Here is a 15,466-nt window from a genome sequence, read left to right as displayed (position 1 = left end):
ATCACCACATGATGACGCGCTGTTCCGGCGGCAGGTACATCGGATCGCCCGGCTTGATGCCGAACGCTTCGTAGAAGCCGGGCTGGTTCATCACCGTGCCCTTGGCGCGGAACTCGCCAGGCGAATGCGGATCGCTCTTGATCTGCGCGATCGCCGCCTCGGGACGCAGCTTGGCGCGCCATTTCATGGCGAAGCCGATGTACAGGCGCTGCTCGCCGGTCAGGCCGTCCAGCACCGGCGATGGCTTGCCGCCCAGCGAACGCTGGTACGCCTTGTACGTGATCGACAGCCCCGAGTTATCGCCGATGTTCTCGCCCAGGGTCAGTTCGCCGTTGATGAAGTAGCCAGGCACCGGGCTGTAGGCGCCGTATTGCTTGACCAGGCCGGCCGCGCGCGCCTTGAAGGCGGTGCGGTCTTCCACGGTCCACCAGTTGCGCAGGCGGCCCTTGGCGTCGTACTGGCTGCCAGAGTCGTCGAAGGCGTGGCTGATCTCGTGGCCGAAGGTGATGCCCAGCAGGCCGTAGTTGACCGCGTCCTCGGCCTTCACGTTGAAGAACGGCGGCTGCAAAATCGCGGCCGGGATCGTGATCGCGTTCAGCGACGGGTTGTAGCTGGCGTTGACGGTTTGGGGCGTCATCGACCATTCTTCACGGTCCACCGTCTTGCCCAGTTTTTCCAGGTTGCGCGCACGGCTCCACGCGCGCGCCGAGCGGACGTTGGCGATCAGGTCGTTCGGCTGGGTCTTCATGGCGCTGTAGTCGCGCCATTTTTCCGGATAGGCGATGTTCGGCTTCAGGGCTGCCAGCTTGAGCTGGGCTTCCTTCTTGGTTTCAGGGCCCATCCAGTCCAGCTTGTCGATGCCATCCTTGAACGAGGCCACGAAGTTGTTGAACATGGCCATCACGCGCGGCTTGGTCTCGGGCGGCAGGTACCTCTGCACGTACAGCTTGCCGACCGCGTCGCCCAGCGCGCCGTCGGTGAAGCGCAGCGCCAGTTGCCATTGCGGTTCGCTTTGCGGCACGCCGCGCAGCACCGTGCCTTCGAAGGCAAAGCGTTCCTTGACGGTGGCGCTGTCCAGGTAGGAGGCGTAGCTCTCGATGATGCGCCAGTTGAAGTAGCTCTTCCACGATTCCAGCGGCACGCTGGCGACGGCGTCGGCGAAGCCGGTCAGGAAGCTCGGCTGGCGCACCACGGCCGACGATTCCTTCGGCGCCAGGCCGGCGGCGGTGAAGTAGGCTTGCCAGTCGAAGGCCGGCGCCAGCGCGGCGAACTGGTCGAACGCCACGCGGTTGTAGGATTTGACCGGATCGCGCATCTGCACGCGGGTCCATTGCGCGGCGGCCAGGCGGGTCTCGACGTCGAGGATCTGGACCGCGTGGGCGGCGGCTTCCTTGTCGCCGCTCATGGCCAGCATGGTTTCGATGTGCGCCTGGTACTTGGCGCGCACGCCCTTGAGCTTGGCGTCGTCGTCCTTGAGGTAGTAGTCGCGGTCGGGCAGGCCCAGGCCGGACTGGCTGATGTTAATCGTGTAGTGCTCGGGATCCTGCGCGTCCGGCGCGACGTGGGTCGAGAACGGCGTCGGGATGCCGTTGCGCTGCAGGTAGGCGAACAGCGCCGGCAGGTCTTTCTTGTCCTTGAGCGCGGCCACGTGGGCCAGGTCGGACCGCAGGGGCTTGAAGCCGGCGGCGTCGCGCGCCTTGTCGTTCATGAAACTGGTGTACAGGTCGGCGATCTTGTGCGTGTCGCTGCCCGCCTTGCCGGGGTGCTTGACGGCCGCGTCCATCAGCGTGCGCAGCTGGCCTTGCGCGGTTTCGCGCAGTTCGATGTAGGTGCCCCAGGTCGATTTGTCGGCCGGGATGTCGGTGTTGCGGGTCCAGACTCCGTTGACGTAGCCGTAGAAGTCATCCTGGGGACGGATAGTCGTGTCCAGGGATTTCAGGTCGATGCCGGACGCCTGTTGGGCATGCAGCAACGGGGTGGAAAAGGCGAACAGGGCGCAGCAGGCGGCGCTGACTAGCGTACGTTTCACGAAGGTTCCTTTGACGTGGGTTGGTCGGTGGGCGGGATTATACCCGCCGATCAGCCCCCGTTAGTAACCAACTTTACTTGATCAGCGCGGCCACCTGCTTGACGAAGGCGGGATCGGGATCGGCGTCGAGCCGGGTCGTGTCGGCCTGCACGGCGCCGTTGGCGTCGAGCAGCGCGATGCGGGTGGTGTGGTTGATCTCGCCGCTTTCCAGCACGCGGTACTTGATGTTGAGCGTGGCCGCCAGCGCGCGGGTCTGGCTGTCGCTGCCGGCCGCCACCAGGCGGAACTGCGCCGGGTCGAGCTGGTGCATCATCAGCAGGCTGCTGAGCGCGGCCGGGGTGTCGTGTTTCGGGTCCAGGCTGATCATCAGCACGCGCACGCGCTTGCCGTCCGGCCCCAGCGCGGCCACGGTGCGCTTGAGCGTTTCGATAATGACCGGGCAGGCCGCGTGGCAGTCGCCGTAGAACATGGTGATCAGCACCGGCGTGCCGGCCATGTCGTGCAGGGCGAAGTGCTGGCCGGCGGCGTCGGTCAGCGTGGCGTCGAGGCGGTAGACGGAATTGCCGGGCAGCGCGGCGGCCGACCAGGCGTACATGGGAAGCAGCAGCGCGGCGGCCAAGGCGGCGCGGCGCAGGGAAGCGAGGTAGTTCATGGTCGTGATCCTTGTTCGTGAGGGGCGGGCTCGCGCACGCAGCGGAAGCCCAGGTTGGCGCCGTCCTGCCGCGCGTCCATCGCGGACAGCAGGGCCAGACGCATCAGGACGGCGTAATTGCGGCGGTCGGCCAGCGACAGGGCGGCGCCGCCGCAGTAGTCGAGCAGTTTCTGGTCGCCGCTGGCGCGGCTGTCGGCATTGACGAACAGGCCGCTGTAGTCCTCGACCCATTCCCACACCAGCCCATGCAGGTCGTGGATGCCGTAGTAGTTGGCTTGGCCGGTCGCCACGCTGTGCGGCGGCTGCTTGCCGGCGTCGGCGTACCAGCCGAGGATGTGGGCCAGCCAGGCCGGGTCGTCGCGGGCGTCGGCGCGATGGTCGTCGGCGGCGGCCGCGAACTCCCATTCGTACCAGCGCGGCAGGCGGCCGCCTTCGGAGGCGCAATAGGCCTGCGCGGCGAACCAGCCCACGTGCACCACCGGCGCGTCGGCGGCCAGCGGCTTGAAATCGGTGGCGCCGCTCCAGCCTGATAAATAGCTGGGCGCGGCCAGCAGCGCAGGCACCTGCCCGCGCTGCCATTCCGGCGTGTGTTGCACGAAGGCGGAGAATTCCGCGTTCGTCACCAGCCGGGTGCGCAGCAGATAGGGCGCCACGATCGCGGGCGACGCCACGCCGTCGGCCGGCAGCACGCTGCGCAGCGTGCCGCCGGCGATGGCGCGGTAGTCGGCATCCCCGGCCATGCCGTCGCCGGCCAGCATGGCCAGCGTCAGCAGGGCACTGCGGATCGCGGCGCGCCCGTTCATGGCTGGCGCGATTTGCGCATGTCGCGCACCTGGGCCGGCGTGACCGCGGGCGTACCCTTGTTCAGCTCGACACCGACGTAGTTGATCACGGCGGCGATGTCGTCGTCGCTGAGGTCCTGCGGCGGCATCACGCCGTTGTAGTGCTCGCCATTGACGACGATCTCGCCATTGCGTCCGTTGAGCACGATGTGCGCCATTTCATACGGACGTTGCTGGAAGAAGTCGGAATTGGCCAGCGGCGGGAACACGCCTGCCACGCCCTTGCCGTCGGGCTGGTGGCAGGCCGAGCAGTTGCTGTCGTAGACGGCCTTGCCGCGCAGTTGCTGGGCGCGGTCGGCCACCACTGGGGCGGGCTTGGCGGCTGGCTTGGCGGCCGCAGGGGCTGCGGCGACCGCGCCGGCCAGCGGCTTCTTGATGCCCTTGCTGTAGATCTCAGGCCGGTCCGGGCCGCTCACCGCCATCAGGCCGATGGCGCCCTTGTTGAAGGCGCGCGTCAGCGAGTGGTCGACCAGGGTCAGGTTGCCCGGCACGCGCGGCGTGAACTCGACGATGGTCGAGCCGCCGGCAGGCACCATGGTGGTCTGCACGTTTTCCTGGTAGTGGTTGCCGCCCTCGGTGTAGACGCGGTCGAAGATGGCGCCGATCACGTGGAAGCTGGAGGTGATGTTGGGGCCGCCCACGCCGAAGTACATCCGCACTTTTTCGTTGGCCTTGGCGGTCAGCGCGTTGGCGCCGGTCAGCGCGCCGTCGGCGCCGTTGAAGACCACGTAGGTTGGTTTCTCGTCAATGGCCTTTTGCATGTCGAAGCCTTGCAGGCCGGGAGCGCGGTAGGTGCCGCTGGTGTAGAAGTCGCCCTGCATCACATAGTATTCGCGGTCGACCGGGGCCATGCCTTCCTTGGGTTCGACCAGGATCATGCCGTACATGCCGTTGGCCACGTGCATGCCGACCGGCGCGGTGGCGCAGTGGTACACGTACAGGCCGGGGTTCAGGGCCTTGAAGGTGAAGGTGGCTTCGTTGCCGGGGGCGATCAGGGTTTGCGCTGCGCCGCCGCCCGGGCCGGTCACGGCGTGCAGGTCGATATTGTGGGGCAGCTTGTTGTCGGGCAGGTTGAGCAGGTGGAGTTCGACGGTGTCGCCTTCGCGCACACGGATCATCTTGCCCGGCACGGTGCCGCCAAAGGTCCAGAAGGTGTAGCGGCTGCCGGGGGCGATTTCGCGCTCGACTTCCTCGACGGTCAGGTTGACCACGACCTTGGCCGGGGTCTTGCGGGTGATCGGCGCCGGCAGCAGTGGCGGGGCGAGCAGTTCTTGGGTGATGGTCGGCAGAGCGGTTTCGGACGGGGTGGCCGCTGTAACGTGGCTCATGGCGAGTACGGCGCTGGCGAGGCCGGCCGCTACCAGTTTCAATTGCGTTTTCATTTTTATGTCGCCTTGTAGTTGGTGGGTCGCACCCATGTCTGAGTGCGAATCCATGCTATGGGAACAAAACGGAAATTTCTTTGACTTAGATTATGGAATTCCGGAAATACGACATAGGGCCTACGGGATGACTAGTGCGTAGTGACTAGGAAATCGATCACCACGTGGCCGGCTTCGCGCGCCAGGTAGGCGGCCTGCACGCGCGGGCCGTAGCGGTGCTGGATCTGGGCCAGCAGCGGCAGCGGGTCGTGGTCGTTACAGAAGCGCATGATCTCGCCGGGGTTGAGCGAATCGAGCGCGCCGAAGATCGCGGCGTGGCGCAGGCGGCGGGCCACGCCACGGGCGTCGAAGGGATAGATGCCGTCGGGAATGGTCGGTTGGGAACAATCGTGGGACATGGTGAAACTCCTTGTATAAGAAAGCAGGGCGCCCTGGGCGCCCTGCGGTAAAGTCGATCAGGCGCGGTCGGCGGCGACGGCTTCCAGGCGGGCACGGCGAGCGGTCAGCAGGCGCCAGGCGAACAGCGCCAGGAACAGCGTGCCGATGGCGAACACCACGTCGCCCGGTACGCGCATCCAGACCAGGGTCTCCATCAGCTTGGAGTGGATCACCTCAGGCGAACGGGCGAACCACATGCCGGTGCTGACGCTGGCCCAGGCTTGGTACAGGCCGGCAGGCACCAGCGAGATGAACACCATCATCGCCAGGCCGATGTTCAGGCACCAGAACATGGCTTTGAGCAGCGAGTCGGACCAGGCCATGCGCTCGCACAGGCCGCGCAGGCAGAACAGCAGCAGGCCAATGCCCAGCATGCCGTACACACCGAACAGCGCGGCGTGGCCGTGGGCCGCGGTCATGTTCAGGCCTTGCATGTAGTACAGCGCGATCGGGGTGTTGATCGAGAAGCCCAGCAGGCCGGCGCCGATGGTGTTCCAGAAGCCGACCGCGATGAAGCACAGGATCGACCACTTGTAGGTGCTGACCCATGGCGCGGCCTTCGAGCGCTGGTAGTTGCGCCAGGCTTCGACGCCGATCATCGACAGCGGTACCACTTCCAGTGCCGAGAACATGGCGCCGATGGCGATCACGAAGGTCGGCGTGCCGGTGAAGTACAGGTGGTGCAGGGTGCCCAGGATGCCGCCGAACAGGAACACGATGGTTTCCAGCACGATGGCGCTGTTGGCGGTCGCGGCGCGGATCAGGCCCAGGCGGGTGAACAGCAGTGCGATGACGGCGGTGGCGAACACTTCAAAGAAGCCTTCGACCCACAGGTGCACCAGCCACCAGCGCCAGTATTCGATCATCGAGTAGTGGGTGTGCTGGCCCCAGGTCAGCGAGGTGGCGTAGAAGCCGCCGATGCACAGCGCGGCCAGGAACACCATGACGATCAGGCCGCGGCTTTCCGATTTCTTGACCAGCGCAGGCCACAGCGCGCGGCCCAGCAGCGTGACCCAGAACAGCAGGCCGATGAACAGCAGGATCTGCCAGATGCGGCCCATGCTGGTGAATTCCAGGCCCTGGTTGCCGATCCAGAAGGCGAAGGCGCTGCCCTTGTGTTGCAGCGAACCGAGCCAGCCCATGGCGGTCGAGCCGACCACGATGAACAGCAGCGCGTAGAACAGCACGTTCACGCCCAGTTTCTGGAACTTGGGCTCGTGGCCAGAGATGGCCGGTGCGATGTACAGGCCGGTGGCCAGCCAGGCGGTGGCGATCCACAGCACGGCGAACTGGGTGTGGATGGTGCGGCTGACCACGAACGGCAGGATCTGCGCCAGCGGGTAGCCGAAGAAGCTGTGGCCCTCGACCGCGTAGTGGGCGGTGATGACGCCCATGCCGACCTGGGCCAGGATCAGGCCGATGACGACGAAGAAGTATTTTTTGGTCGCCAACATCGATGGCGTGGGCTTCAGGTTGAACAGCGGATCGCTCTTCGGTGGGACAGGATCGGCTTCTTCCTTGGCGGCCGAGTGGAACATGACCATGGCGGCGATGGCGCCGATCATCAGGATGATACTGGCGATCGACCAGATGCCGGCGCTGGCGCTTGGGCGGTTGTCGATCAGCGGCTCATGCGGCCAGTTGCTGGTGTAGCTCAGGTCGGTGGCGCCCGGACGGTCGGTGCCGGCGGCCCAGGCCGACCAGAACACGAAGGCCGGCAAGGCTTTCAGGTCGTCCGGATCGGGCAGCGAGTTGGCGTTCATCGCATATTGCTCGCGCAGATGGTCCAGCGCGCGGGCGTCGCCGAACAGGTCGGTGTAGTGGCGCGCCACTTCGCGCACGGCGGCGGCGCGGTCGGCCGACAGCACGATGGTGTCGCGGCCCGAATCATAGGTGTTGCGGCGCATTTCTTCCTTCAGCCGCGCGTTCAGCGCCGCCTGGTTGGATTTGCTCAGGTCGTCGAAGTTGGCGCCGAAGTCGCGCCTGGCCCAGATCTGGCGCAGGGCCAGGGCTTCGCGGTGCAGCCAGTCGGCCGACCAGTCGGGGGCGACATAGCTGCCGTGGCCCCAGACGGTGCCCAGCTGCTGGCCACCGGCCGAGAGCCAGGCCTGCTGGCCGCGGTCGACCTGGCCTTCGTCGAACAGCATGCTGCCGTCCGCGCTGATGATGTGTTTGGGGATGGGCGGCGCGGTCAGGTAGATTTCCGCACCCACCCAGCCGAGGACGGCGAAGGAGAGGGCGCAGATGACGGCGAGCCAGGTCCAGAGCTTGCGTGTGGCGTGCATGGCATGGTTCCTTATTGTTGGCTTGATGGGAGTGGTGCGCGAACCGGCAGGGACCGGATCGACAGGGCCGATTCTAGGCGCGCCGTTTAAACATGTATATTTGATTCCAGTTTTTCTTGATCCAAGTTATGAACAAATATTTTGGATACATGAATAATGGCGCTGCCGTCTTCACTGGAGCTGACCATGCGCCTGACCGCCTTCACCGACTACACCCTGCGCACCTTGATTTACCTGGCCGGCCAGCACGACCGGCTGGTGACCATCGCCGAAATCGCCGAGCGCCACGGCATGTCCAAGCATCATCTGACCAAGGTGGTGTATGAGCTGGGCCTGACCGGCGTGATCCGCACCGTGCGCGGGCGGCACGGCGGCATCACGCTGGCGCGGGCGCCGGAGGCGATCCGCATCGGCGAGGTGGTGCGGGCCAGCGAGCCGGACTTCCACATGGCCGATTGCTTCGACGCCCGCCGCGCCACCTGCGTGTACGCGGGCCGCTGCTGCGTGCAGGGCATGCTGGGCCGCGCCGTGGGCGCCTACCTGACGGCGCTGGACGCGGTCACGCTGGCCGACCTGACCTGTCCGCCGGACGCCGACACTGACGCCGCAGCCGGCGCCGCGCCCGGCGCGACGGCCGGCCTGATCCCGGCCTAGTTCTTTCGGACTAGGGCGCTAGCCTGATTGCCTTGCCGTTCTGGCCGTCCTGCCGATAGCCGGGCGCCGCCGCAACGCTTACGCTGATGCCATCCCCATGTCCGTCAGGAGATTGAAAGTGTCTAACAATAACAAAGCAGTCCAGGTGCTGGTGAGCAGCACCGTATCGTTCACGATCTGCTTCGCGATCTGGATGATGTTCGCCGTGCTGGGCATCCCCATCAAGAAGATGCTCGGCCTGAATGAAACCGAATTCGGCCTGCTGGCCGCCATGCCCGTGCTGAGCGGCTCGCTGGTGCGTGTCCCGCTGGGCATCTGGTGCGACAAATACGGTGGCCGCATCGTGTTCTTCCTGCTGATGCTGGCGACCGTGCCGGCCATCTACCTGATCGGCCTGGCCACCGCCTACTGGCAGTTCCTGGTGCTGGGCCTGTTCATCGGCCTGGCCGGCGGCTCGTTCTCGGTCGGCACGCCGTACGTGGCGCGCTGGTTCTCGCGTGAACGGCGCGGCCTGGCGATGGGCATCTTCGGCGCCGGCAATTCCGGCTCGGCGCTGACCAAGTTCGTCGCCCCGGCCATCATCGCGGCCTGGGGCTGGCAAGCGCTGCCCACCGTGTACGCCATCGCCATGCTGGTCACGGCGCTGCTGTTCTGGGTGTTCTCGGCCACCGACCCGTCGCACCAGAGCGGCGCCACTGTGCCGTTCTCGGAGCAGCTCAAGGTGCTGAAGGACCGCCGCGTATGGCGCTATTGCCAATATTACTCGGTGGTGTTCGGCGGCTACGTCGGCCTGGCGCTGTGGATGACCAAATACTACGTCGGCGAATACGGCTTCGACCTGCGCCTGGCCGCGCTGCTGGCCGCCTGCTTCTCGCTGCCTGGCGGCGTGCTTCGCGCGCTCGGTGGCTGGATCGCCGACCGCTACGGCGCCTACAAGGTCACCTGGTGGGTGATGTGGGTGTGCTGGATCTGCTTCTTCCTGCTGTCGTATCCGCCAACCGCGATGATCGTCAAGACCACCCACGGCGACCTGCAGCTGAGCCTGGCCCTGTCGCCATGGATGTTCACCGGCCTGCTGTTCATCGTCGGCACCGCCATGGCGATCGGCAAGGCCTCGGTCTTCAAATTCATCGGTGACGATTTCAGCGACAACATCGGCGCCGTGTCCGGCGTGGTCGGCCTGGCCGGCGGCCTGGGTGGCTTCGTGCTGCCGATCATGTTCGGCGCGCTGCTGGACCTGACCGGTGTGCGTTCAAGCGCCTTCATGCTGCTGTACGGCACCGTCTGCGTCTCGCTGGTCTGGATGCATTACTCGTTCCGCCCCACGGCGGCGCCGCAGCCGCTGGCCGGCGCGGCCACCGCCTGAGCCCCAATTATTCAAGGAGAAAATGATGAGCAAATATATGATCAACACGTGGGAGCCTGAGAGCCCCACGTTCTGGGGCAGCGGCGGCAGCAGCACCGCCAACCGCAACCTGTGGATTTCGATTCCCGCGCTGGCGCTGGCCTTCGCGGTGTGGATGGTGTGGAGCGTGGTGGTGGTCAACCTGCCGGCCATCGGCTTCCAGTACAGCACCAACCAGCTGTTCTGGCTGACCGCCTTGCCCGGCCTGTCCGGCGCCACGCTGCGGATTTTCTACTCCTTCATGGTGCCGATCTTCGGCGGCCGCAAGTGGACCACCATCTCCACCGCCTCGCTGCTGATCCCGGCCATCGGCATCGGCTTCGCGGTGCAGGACGTCACCACCGGCTATCCGACCATGCTGGTGCTGGCGCTGCTGTGCGGCTTCGGCGGCGGCAACTTCGCCTCGTCGATGGCCAATATCAGCTTCTTCTTCCCCAAAGCGCAGAAGGGCTACGCGCTGGGTATGAACGCCGGCCTGGGCAACCTGGGCGTGTCGGTGGTGCAGTTCGTCGTACCGCTGGTGATCACCGCCAGCGTGTTCGGCGCCATCGGCGGTGACGCACAGACCGCCACCAAGGCTGGCCACACCACCACCATGTGGCTGCAGAACGCCGGCTTCATCTGGGTACCGTTCATCGCCGTCAGCAGCCTGCTGGCATGGTTCGGCATGAACGACCTGGCCTCGGCCAAGGCTTCGTTCGCCGACCAGGCCGTGATCTTCAAGCGCAAGCACAATTGGCTGATGTGCTGGCTCTACACCGGCACCTTCGGTTCGTTCATCGGCTACTCGGCCGGCTTCCCGCTGCTGATCAAGACCCAGTTCCCTGATGTCAATCCGCTGCAATACGCCTTCCTCGGCCCCTTGGTCGGCGCGCTGGCCCGTGTGGTTGGCGGCATCATCTCCGACAAGCTGGGCGGCGCCCGCGTGACCGTCTGGACCTTCGCGGCCATGATCGGCGCCGTGTATGGCGTCATCACCTTCCTGCCGCATGGCGGCACCGGCGGCAACTTCACCGGCTTCTTCTGGATGTTCATGCTGCTGTTCGCCGGCACCGGCGTTGGCAATGCCTCGACCTTCCGCATGATCCCTGTGATCTTCCTGACCGAACGTCAACGCGCCGCAGCCGGCCAGCCTGCCGCCGTGCAGCAGCAAGCCATCATCGACGCCAACAAGGAAGGCGCAGCCGTGCTGGGCTTCACTTCGGCCGTGGCCGCCTACGGCGCCTTCTTCATTCCGAAGAGCTACGGCACCTCGATCGCCCTGACCGGCGGTCCCGACGCCGCACTGTGGTGCTTCATCGCCTTCTACGTCAGCTGCATCGCCATCACCTGGTGGTGCTACGCCCGCAAGAACGCGGCCATGCCTTGCTAATCGGAGTAGAACCATGCCATCCGCCAGAGTGATTGCTTTGACCCCTTCCGTTGAATTCGACGCCGCGCTGGTGCGCAAGTTGAACCAGATGGGGCCGCGCTACACCTCCTACCCGACGGCCGACCGCTTCGGCGGCGGCTTCGGCGCGGAGCAGTACCGCGCCGCCGTCGCCAGCGTCGATCCGGCCGTGCCGATGTCGCTGTACGTGCACATCCCGTTCTGTGCGTCGCTGTGCTACTACTGCGGCTGCAACAAGATCATCACGCAGGACAAGGAGAAGGCGGTCGAGTACCTGGACTACCTGTACCGCGAGATCGCGTTGCAGGCGGGCCTGTTGTCCGGCCACCGGCGCGTGGACCAGCTGCACTTTGGCGGCGGCACGCCGACGTATTTGAGCGATGAGCAGATGAGCGAATTGCTGGCCAATCTGCGCGGGCATTTCGATTTCGCGCCGGACGAGGAGGGCGAGTTCTCCATCGAGGTCGATCCGCGCACGGTCACGCCGGCGCGCATCGCCACCTTGCGGCACCAGGGTTTCAACCGGGTCAGCCTGGGTATCCAGGACTTCGATCCGGCGGTGCAGAAGGCGGTCAACCGCATCCAGTCGTACGAGGAAACGATGGAAGTGCTGCAGGCCGCGCGCGACTGCGGCTTCCGCTCGATCAGCGTGGACCTGATTTACGGCCTGCCGCTGCAAAGCGTGGCCAGCTTCGGGCCGACGCTGGACAAGATCGTGGCCGCAAGGCCGGACCGCATCGCGGTCTACAACTACGCGCACATGCCGCAGCTGTTCAAGTCGCAGCGGCTCATTTCCAGCGACGACCTGCCGGACGCCGAAACCAAGCTGGCCATGCTGGGCCTGTGCATCGAGCGGCTGACGGAAGCGGGCTATGTCTACATCGGCATGGACCACTTCGCGCTGCCGGACGACGACCTGGCGCGCAGCCAGCGCGAAGGCAAGTTGCAGCGCAACTTCCAGGGCTATTCCACGCACGCGGACGCGCCGATGGTGGCGCTGGGCGTGTCGGCCATCAGCGCGGTCGGCGCCAGCTACAGCCAGAACGAGAAGGTGCTGTCGGCCTACTACGAGCGGCTGGACAAGGGCGAGCTGCCGATCGCGCGCGGCATCGTGCTGACCGAGGATGACATACTGCGCCGCGCCGTGATCGGCCAGCTGATGTGCGATTTCGAGCTGGACTACGCCAGCCTGGCGCTGCCGGAAGGCGTCAGCGCGGCCGAGTATTTCGCGCCCGAGCTGGAGCGTCTGAAGCCGCTGGAAGACGAAGGCTTGCTGTGCATCGGCAGCAAGGGCTTGCGCGTGAAGATGCGCGGGCGCCTGTTGATACGCAATATCTGCATGGCGTTCGACCGCTACCTGCACGCGCCGCCAGTCGAAGGGCCGCAGCCGCTGCAGTATTCGCGAACCATTTGAGGGCTACTGCCATGGAAAAGAACAAAATCAAGGTGCAAACCTTCCTGGCGCGGGTGCCGCTGTTTAACTCGATGGGGCCGGAAGAGCTGTCGCGCATCGCGCTTGGCACCACGGAGGTGCGGGTGGAGCGGGGCGGCACCATCTTCCAGCGCGGCGATCCGTGCATCGGCTTTCACCAGGTGGTGTATGGCCAGGTCAAGCTGGCGTTTACTTCGCTGGCGGGCTGCGAGAAGGTGATCGAGCTGATCGGCCCCGGCCAGAGCTTCGGCGAGGCGTTGATGTTCATGGGCAGTCCCTACATCGTCTCGGCCACGGCCACCGAGGACACGCTGCTGCTGCACGTGGCCAAGCCGGCCATCTACCGCGAGATCCACAACGATCCCGAATTCGCCTGCAAGATGTTGGCCGGCCTGAGCCAGCGCATGCACAGCCTGATGTGCGACATGGAGTCGTTCTCGCTGCGTTCCGGCACCCAGCGCGTGGCGGGCTACCTGCTCAAGGAGCTGCCGGAGGAAGAGGGCGGACAACTGACGCTGCCGGCCACCAAGGCGGTGCTGGCCTCGCGCCTGAACCTGACGCCCGAGCATTTCTCGCGCATCCTGGCGGACCTGAGCACGCAACACATGATCACCTTCAAGGGCCGCAAGGTCCAGGTGCTTGACGTGCCGGCGCTGCGCCGCTGCGCGGCCTGAGGGACTATCATGGAAGACATCGAAAAATTCATCAGCGGTTTCGGCCGCTTTCAACAGCAGTATTTCAACAACAGCGACAGTCCGTATGGCACCTTGCGCGCCGGCCAGCGCCCGCGCACGCTGCTGATCGGCTGCTGCGATTCGCGGGTCGACCCGGTGCTGCTGACCGGCAGCGATCCGGGCGACATTTTCGTGGTGCGCAATATCGCCAACCTGGTGCCGCCTTGCACGCCGACCGCATCGGCTGGTGTGAGTTCGGCGATCGAGTTCGCCGTGTGCGAGTTGGAGGTGGAGCGGGTGATCGTGCTGGGCCACGCCGGCTGCGGTGGCATACGTGCTTTGCTGGCGCCACGTCCGGCGCAGCGCGAGACCGATTTTGTCGGCCAGTGGATGCGCATCGCCCAGCCGGTGGCCGAGCGCGTGCGGCGCGACCTGGCGCATCACAGCAGCGCCGAGCAGCACCACGCTTGCGAGCAAGCCAGCATCCTGCTATCGCTGGATAATCTGCTGACCTATCCGTGGCTGCAACGCCGCGTCGACGAGGGCAAGCTCAAGCTGCACGGCTGGTACTTCGACCTGCAAAGCGGCGCATTGATGGCCTACTCGCCCCGTCGCCAGCAATTCCTGCCGCTGGTCTGCCCGCTGAACGCACGCGACGCGATGGCTGCGTGAGCGCGGGAGTCTCTGGTAGACCGCTGTTATGGCCCGAAGTAGACTGATTTAGACCATCGCTGATTTTGACATACCCGCCGCAGACGCCTGGGCCGTGGCTCGTCGGCTTGCCATTTTACGAGCTAATTCGCGCCGCTTGAATAGTCCTCTTGGACTGGTCACGCGGCGCTCTTTTTTCTGTTCTTGCGCCGTACAATAAGCTGGTTTGCTGGCGGCATGGCTTCTGTTTTTCAGGAGCCGGCGTCCTACGATGCCGCCATGCAGAGGATGAAATTTCCATTCATGCTGCCAGCTGCCTATAACGTATCTACCTAGCCCGCGACAGCAGCAAGTACTAGAGCTGTTGGCCGAGGGACTGTGCAGCAAAGCCATTGCGCGACGTCTTGGCATCAGTCCGGAAACAGTGCGCAAGCATAGCGCCGCGTTACGCCAGCAATCAAATGTCAGCAGTTCGATGGCGCTTGCGTTGAGATGGAGTTCCGCGCACCGCGCACAATCTTCGTGCAGCGCTCCGCGCTTGCTTCAAGTTCTCACGTCCCGCGAAAAGGAGATTGCATTGCTATTGCGAGAAGGGCATACAGCCAAGCACATCGCGAAGGAACTTGGACTCTCTCCAGCGACTGTCGCGAAGCATCGGGAGAATCTGCTTTCCAAGCTGGGGCTTAAGTCAGTCAGGGAGTTAATCCAACTCGCCCCCTCCTAGCCGGGAAAAGACAGAAAGGGGCGAGCGGTCTGCTGATGGCGTCAGCTATTTATTTTTTTTCGGGGGCGCGGGGAGTATGATATTTTGGGTGAGCATAGGCTTGCAATAGTCATGCGACCCTCCCTGGCTGATGCACTTCTTATAGTTCTCTTCACGGAGTTTTTTCAGCTTTTCTTCTTCGAGGTAAGCCTTACCAGCCTCAACTACGATGTCGCCCGCGTTGCTTCCTTTATTTTTCATGGCGTTCCCCGTTACAGCAGCAACGGCACGAGTTTGGCAGCCACGTCGACCGCGCCGGCGACGTGAGGCAACATGTCGATGAAGAAGCTGCCCGCTCCATTGACGATCGTGAGCAGGTCATCGCGCGCCAGACCCTGACGTTCGAACAAGTGCCATTCGAGCCGTCCGTTGGCGTGCAGGACCAGAGCCCACCACGAGTGATTGACACCCGGAGCGTCGCCGAGGGAACCAACTTCGGTCTCGCCGATTTCCGTTAGTTCGTGATCGCGGAGCACTACGTAGTCCCAGGCGTTGTTGCCGCGGATCTCCGCCGACACCGTGTTCTTGACGCCGTCCACTTCCACCTGGATGATCAGGCGTTGTTTGCCGCCGTAGCCCCAGGGGACCGCCATGTTCTCGGGATTGGCCACGACCGGCGAATCGGCCGAGCGGCAAGGTGGGATGACCATCCAATCATCCTTACCGTACGTCACGCCGTTGTACGACGGGTGGCGTCCGTCATCGATCATCTTGATGCGGATTTTGCCGTTGGTGTGGTGATTACGAATCTCGCGTATCCAAGCAATTGCCATGTTAATTCTCCCTAGTTACCCCGCCACGGATGTGTGCGGGCAGGAGCATCTTCTCTTCGACGGCAATTTGAGAACATACGATGAACGGGTTATTGA

15 protein-coding genes are annotated in these 15,466 nt (G+C 64.7%); 7 read left to right on the top strand and 8 right to left on the bottom strand.

Annotated elements, in window-relative coordinates; genetic code table 11:
* Position 1: 1 nt before the first annotated feature.
* The 6 genes from ACUJB0_RS03130 to ACUJB0_RS03105 form a co-directional block, all read right to left on the bottom strand.
* Positions 2 to 2,029, bottom strand: a complete 2,028-nt coding sequence (locus ACUJB0_RS03130; RefSeq protein ID WP_444843946.1) for a M13 family metallopeptidase — start codon at positions 2,027 to 2,029, stop codon at positions 2 to 4.
* 73 nt (positions 2,030 to 2,102) lie between these two features.
* Positions 2,103 to 2,681: an SCO family protein gene (locus ACUJB0_RS03125; protein WP_444843945.1), complete on the bottom strand. Its 579-nt coding sequence runs from the start codon at positions 2,679 to 2,681 to the stop codon at positions 2,103 to 2,105.
* Positions 2,678 to 3,484 carry a formylglycine-generating enzyme family protein gene (locus ACUJB0_RS03120; RefSeq protein ID WP_444843944.1) on the bottom strand — a complete coding sequence of 269 codons (807 nt, stop codon included), beginning with the start codon at positions 3,482 to 3,484 and terminating at the stop codon, positions 2,678 to 2,680. The genes ACUJB0_RS03125 and ACUJB0_RS03120 overlap by 4 nt, the downstream gene beginning before the upstream one ends.
* The gene (gene nirK, locus ACUJB0_RS03115; RefSeq protein ID WP_444843943.1) at positions 3,481 to 4,905 is read right to left on the bottom strand and encodes a copper-containing nitrite reductase; all 1,425 of its coding nucleotides are present in this window, start codon (positions 4,903 to 4,905) and stop codon (positions 3,481 to 3,483) included. The genes ACUJB0_RS03120 and nirK overlap by 4 nt, the downstream gene beginning before the upstream one ends.
* Before the next feature lie 131 nt (positions 4,906 to 5,036).
* A complete protein-coding gene (locus ACUJB0_RS03110) occupies positions 5,037 to 5,303 on the bottom strand; it encodes a DUF2249 domain-containing protein (RefSeq protein WP_117011069.1) in 267 nt (88 codons plus the stop codon).
* A gap of 57 nt (positions 5,304 to 5,360) precedes the next feature.
* Positions 5,361 to 7,628: a nitric-oxide reductase large subunit gene (locus ACUJB0_RS03105; RefSeq protein ID WP_444843942.1), complete on the bottom strand. Its 2,268-nt coding sequence runs from the start codon at positions 7,626 to 7,628 to the stop codon at positions 5,361 to 5,363.
* 156 nt (positions 7,629 to 7,784) lie between these two features.
* Here ACUJB0_RS03105 and ACUJB0_RS03100 point away from each other — a divergent pair, with 156 nt between their 5' ends.
* The 7 genes from ACUJB0_RS03100 to ACUJB0_RS03070 all read left to right on the top strand — a co-directional run bounded on the left by ACUJB0_RS03100 (position 7,785) and on the right by ACUJB0_RS03070 (position 14,558).
* Positions 7,785 to 8,282, top strand: coding sequence for an RrF2 family transcriptional regulator (locus ACUJB0_RS03100; protein ID WP_444843941.1), 498 nt, complete (start codon positions 7,785 to 7,787; stop codon positions 8,280 to 8,282).
* 97 nt (positions 8,283 to 8,379) lie between these two features.
* The gene (locus ACUJB0_RS03095) at positions 8,380 to 9,648 is read left to right on the top strand and encodes an MFS transporter (protein ID WP_444843940.1); all 1,269 of its coding nucleotides are present in this window, start codon (positions 8,380 to 8,382) and stop codon (positions 9,646 to 9,648) included.
* 25 nt (positions 9,649 to 9,673) lie between these two features.
* Complete coding sequence (locus ACUJB0_RS03090) at positions 9,674 to 11,059, top strand: NarK family nitrate/nitrite MFS transporter (RefSeq protein WP_444843939.1); 1,386 nt, start codon at positions 9,674 to 9,676, stop codon at positions 11,057 to 11,059.
* Positions 11,060 to 11,072: 13 nt separating this feature from the next.
* The gene (gene hemN, locus ACUJB0_RS03085) at positions 11,073 to 12,491 is read left to right on the top strand and encodes an oxygen-independent coproporphyrinogen III oxidase (RefSeq protein WP_444843938.1); all 1,419 of its coding nucleotides are present in this window, start codon (positions 11,073 to 11,075) and stop codon (positions 12,489 to 12,491) included.
* A gap of 11 nt (positions 12,492 to 12,502) precedes the next feature.
* Positions 12,503 to 13,183 (top strand): Crp/Fnr family transcriptional regulator, encoded by a 681-nt coding sequence (locus ACUJB0_RS03080; protein WP_444843937.1) that lies wholly within the window; start codon positions 12,503 to 12,505, stop codon positions 13,181 to 13,183.
* 9 nt (positions 13,184 to 13,192) lie between these two features.
* Positions 13,193 to 13,855 (top strand): carbonic anhydrase, encoded by a 663-nt coding sequence (locus ACUJB0_RS03075; RefSeq protein ID WP_161089179.1) that lies wholly within the window; start codon positions 13,193 to 13,195, stop codon positions 13,853 to 13,855.
* 292 nt (positions 13,856 to 14,147) lie between these two features.
* On the top strand, positions 14,148 to 14,558 hold the full coding sequence (locus ACUJB0_RS03070; RefSeq protein ID WP_444844225.1) for a response regulator transcription factor: 411 nt from the start codon (positions 14,148 to 14,150) through the stop codon (positions 14,556 to 14,558).
* Positions 14,559 to 14,603: 45 nt separating this feature from the next.
* On the opposite strand, the gene ACUJB0_RS03065 is transcribed toward ACUJB0_RS03070, so the two are convergent.
* Positions 14,604 to 14,798: a hypothetical protein gene (locus tag ACUJB0_RS03065; RefSeq protein WP_444843936.1), complete on the bottom strand. Its 195-nt coding sequence runs from the start codon at positions 14,796 to 14,798 to the stop codon at positions 14,604 to 14,606.
* A gap of 11 nt (positions 14,799 to 14,809) precedes the next feature.
* A complete protein-coding gene (locus ACUJB0_RS03060; RefSeq protein ID WP_444843935.1) occupies positions 14,810 to 15,370 on the bottom strand; it encodes a hypothetical protein in 561 nt (186 codons plus the stop codon).
* Positions 15,371 to 15,466 lie beyond the last annotated feature (96 nt).

Source organism: Duganella caerulea (assembly GCF_040362985.1).
Classification (GTDB): domain Bacteria; phylum Pseudomonadota; class Gammaproteobacteria; order Burkholderiales; family Burkholderiaceae_D; genus Rugamonas; species Rugamonas vulcania.
Note: the sequence above shows the minus strand (reverse complement) of the source record. Positions and strands in the feature narration are given on the sequence as shown.

Bases quoted from the DNA above. Each gene is read 5' to 3' on its own strand.
- ACUJB0_RS03125 (WP_444843945.1), bottom strand. From the start codon at position 2,681: ATGAACTACCTCGCTTCCCTGCGCCGCGCCGCCTTGGCCGCCGCGCTG.
- ACUJB0_RS03120 (WP_444843944.1), bottom strand. From the start codon at position 3,484: ATGAACGGGCGCGCCGCGATCCGCAGTGCCCTGCTGACGCTGGCCATG.
- nirK (WP_444843943.1), bottom strand. From the start codon at position 4,905: ATGAAAACGCAATTGAAACTGGTAGCGGCCGGCCTCGCCAGCGCCGTA.
- ACUJB0_RS03110 (WP_117011069.1), bottom strand. From the start codon at position 5,303: ATGTCCCACGATTGTTCCCAACCGACCATTCCCGACGGCATCTATCCC.
- ACUJB0_RS03105 (WP_444843942.1), bottom strand. From the start codon at position 7,628: ATGCACGCCACACGCAAGCTCTGGACCTGGCTCGCCGTCATCTGCGCC.
- ACUJB0_RS03100 (WP_444843941.1), top strand. From the start codon at position 7,785: ATGGCGCTGCCGTCTTCACTGGAGCTGACCATGCGCCTGACCGCCTTC.
- ACUJB0_RS03095 (WP_444843940.1), top strand. From the start codon at position 8,380: ATGTCCGTCAGGAGATTGAAAGTGTCTAACAATAACAAAGCAGTCCAG.
- ACUJB0_RS03090 (WP_444843939.1), top strand. From the start codon at position 9,674: ATGAGCAAATATATGATCAACACGTGGGAGCCTGAGAGCCCCACGTTC.
- hemN (WP_444843938.1), top strand. From the start codon at position 11,073: ATGCCATCCGCCAGAGTGATTGCTTTGACCCCTTCCGTTGAATTCGAC.
- ACUJB0_RS03080 (WP_444843937.1), top strand. From the start codon at position 12,503: ATGGAAAAGAACAAAATCAAGGTGCAAACCTTCCTGGCGCGGGTGCCG.
- ACUJB0_RS03075 (WP_161089179.1), top strand. From the start codon at position 13,193: ATGGAAGACATCGAAAAATTCATCAGCGGTTTCGGCCGCTTTCAACAG.
- ACUJB0_RS03065 (WP_444843936.1), bottom strand. From the start codon at position 14,798: ATGAAAAATAAAGGAAGCAACGCGGGCGACATCGTAGTTGAGGCTGGT.
- ACUJB0_RS03060 (WP_444843935.1), bottom strand. From the start codon at position 15,370: ATGGCAATTGCTTGGATACGCGAGATTCGTAATCACCACACCAACGGC.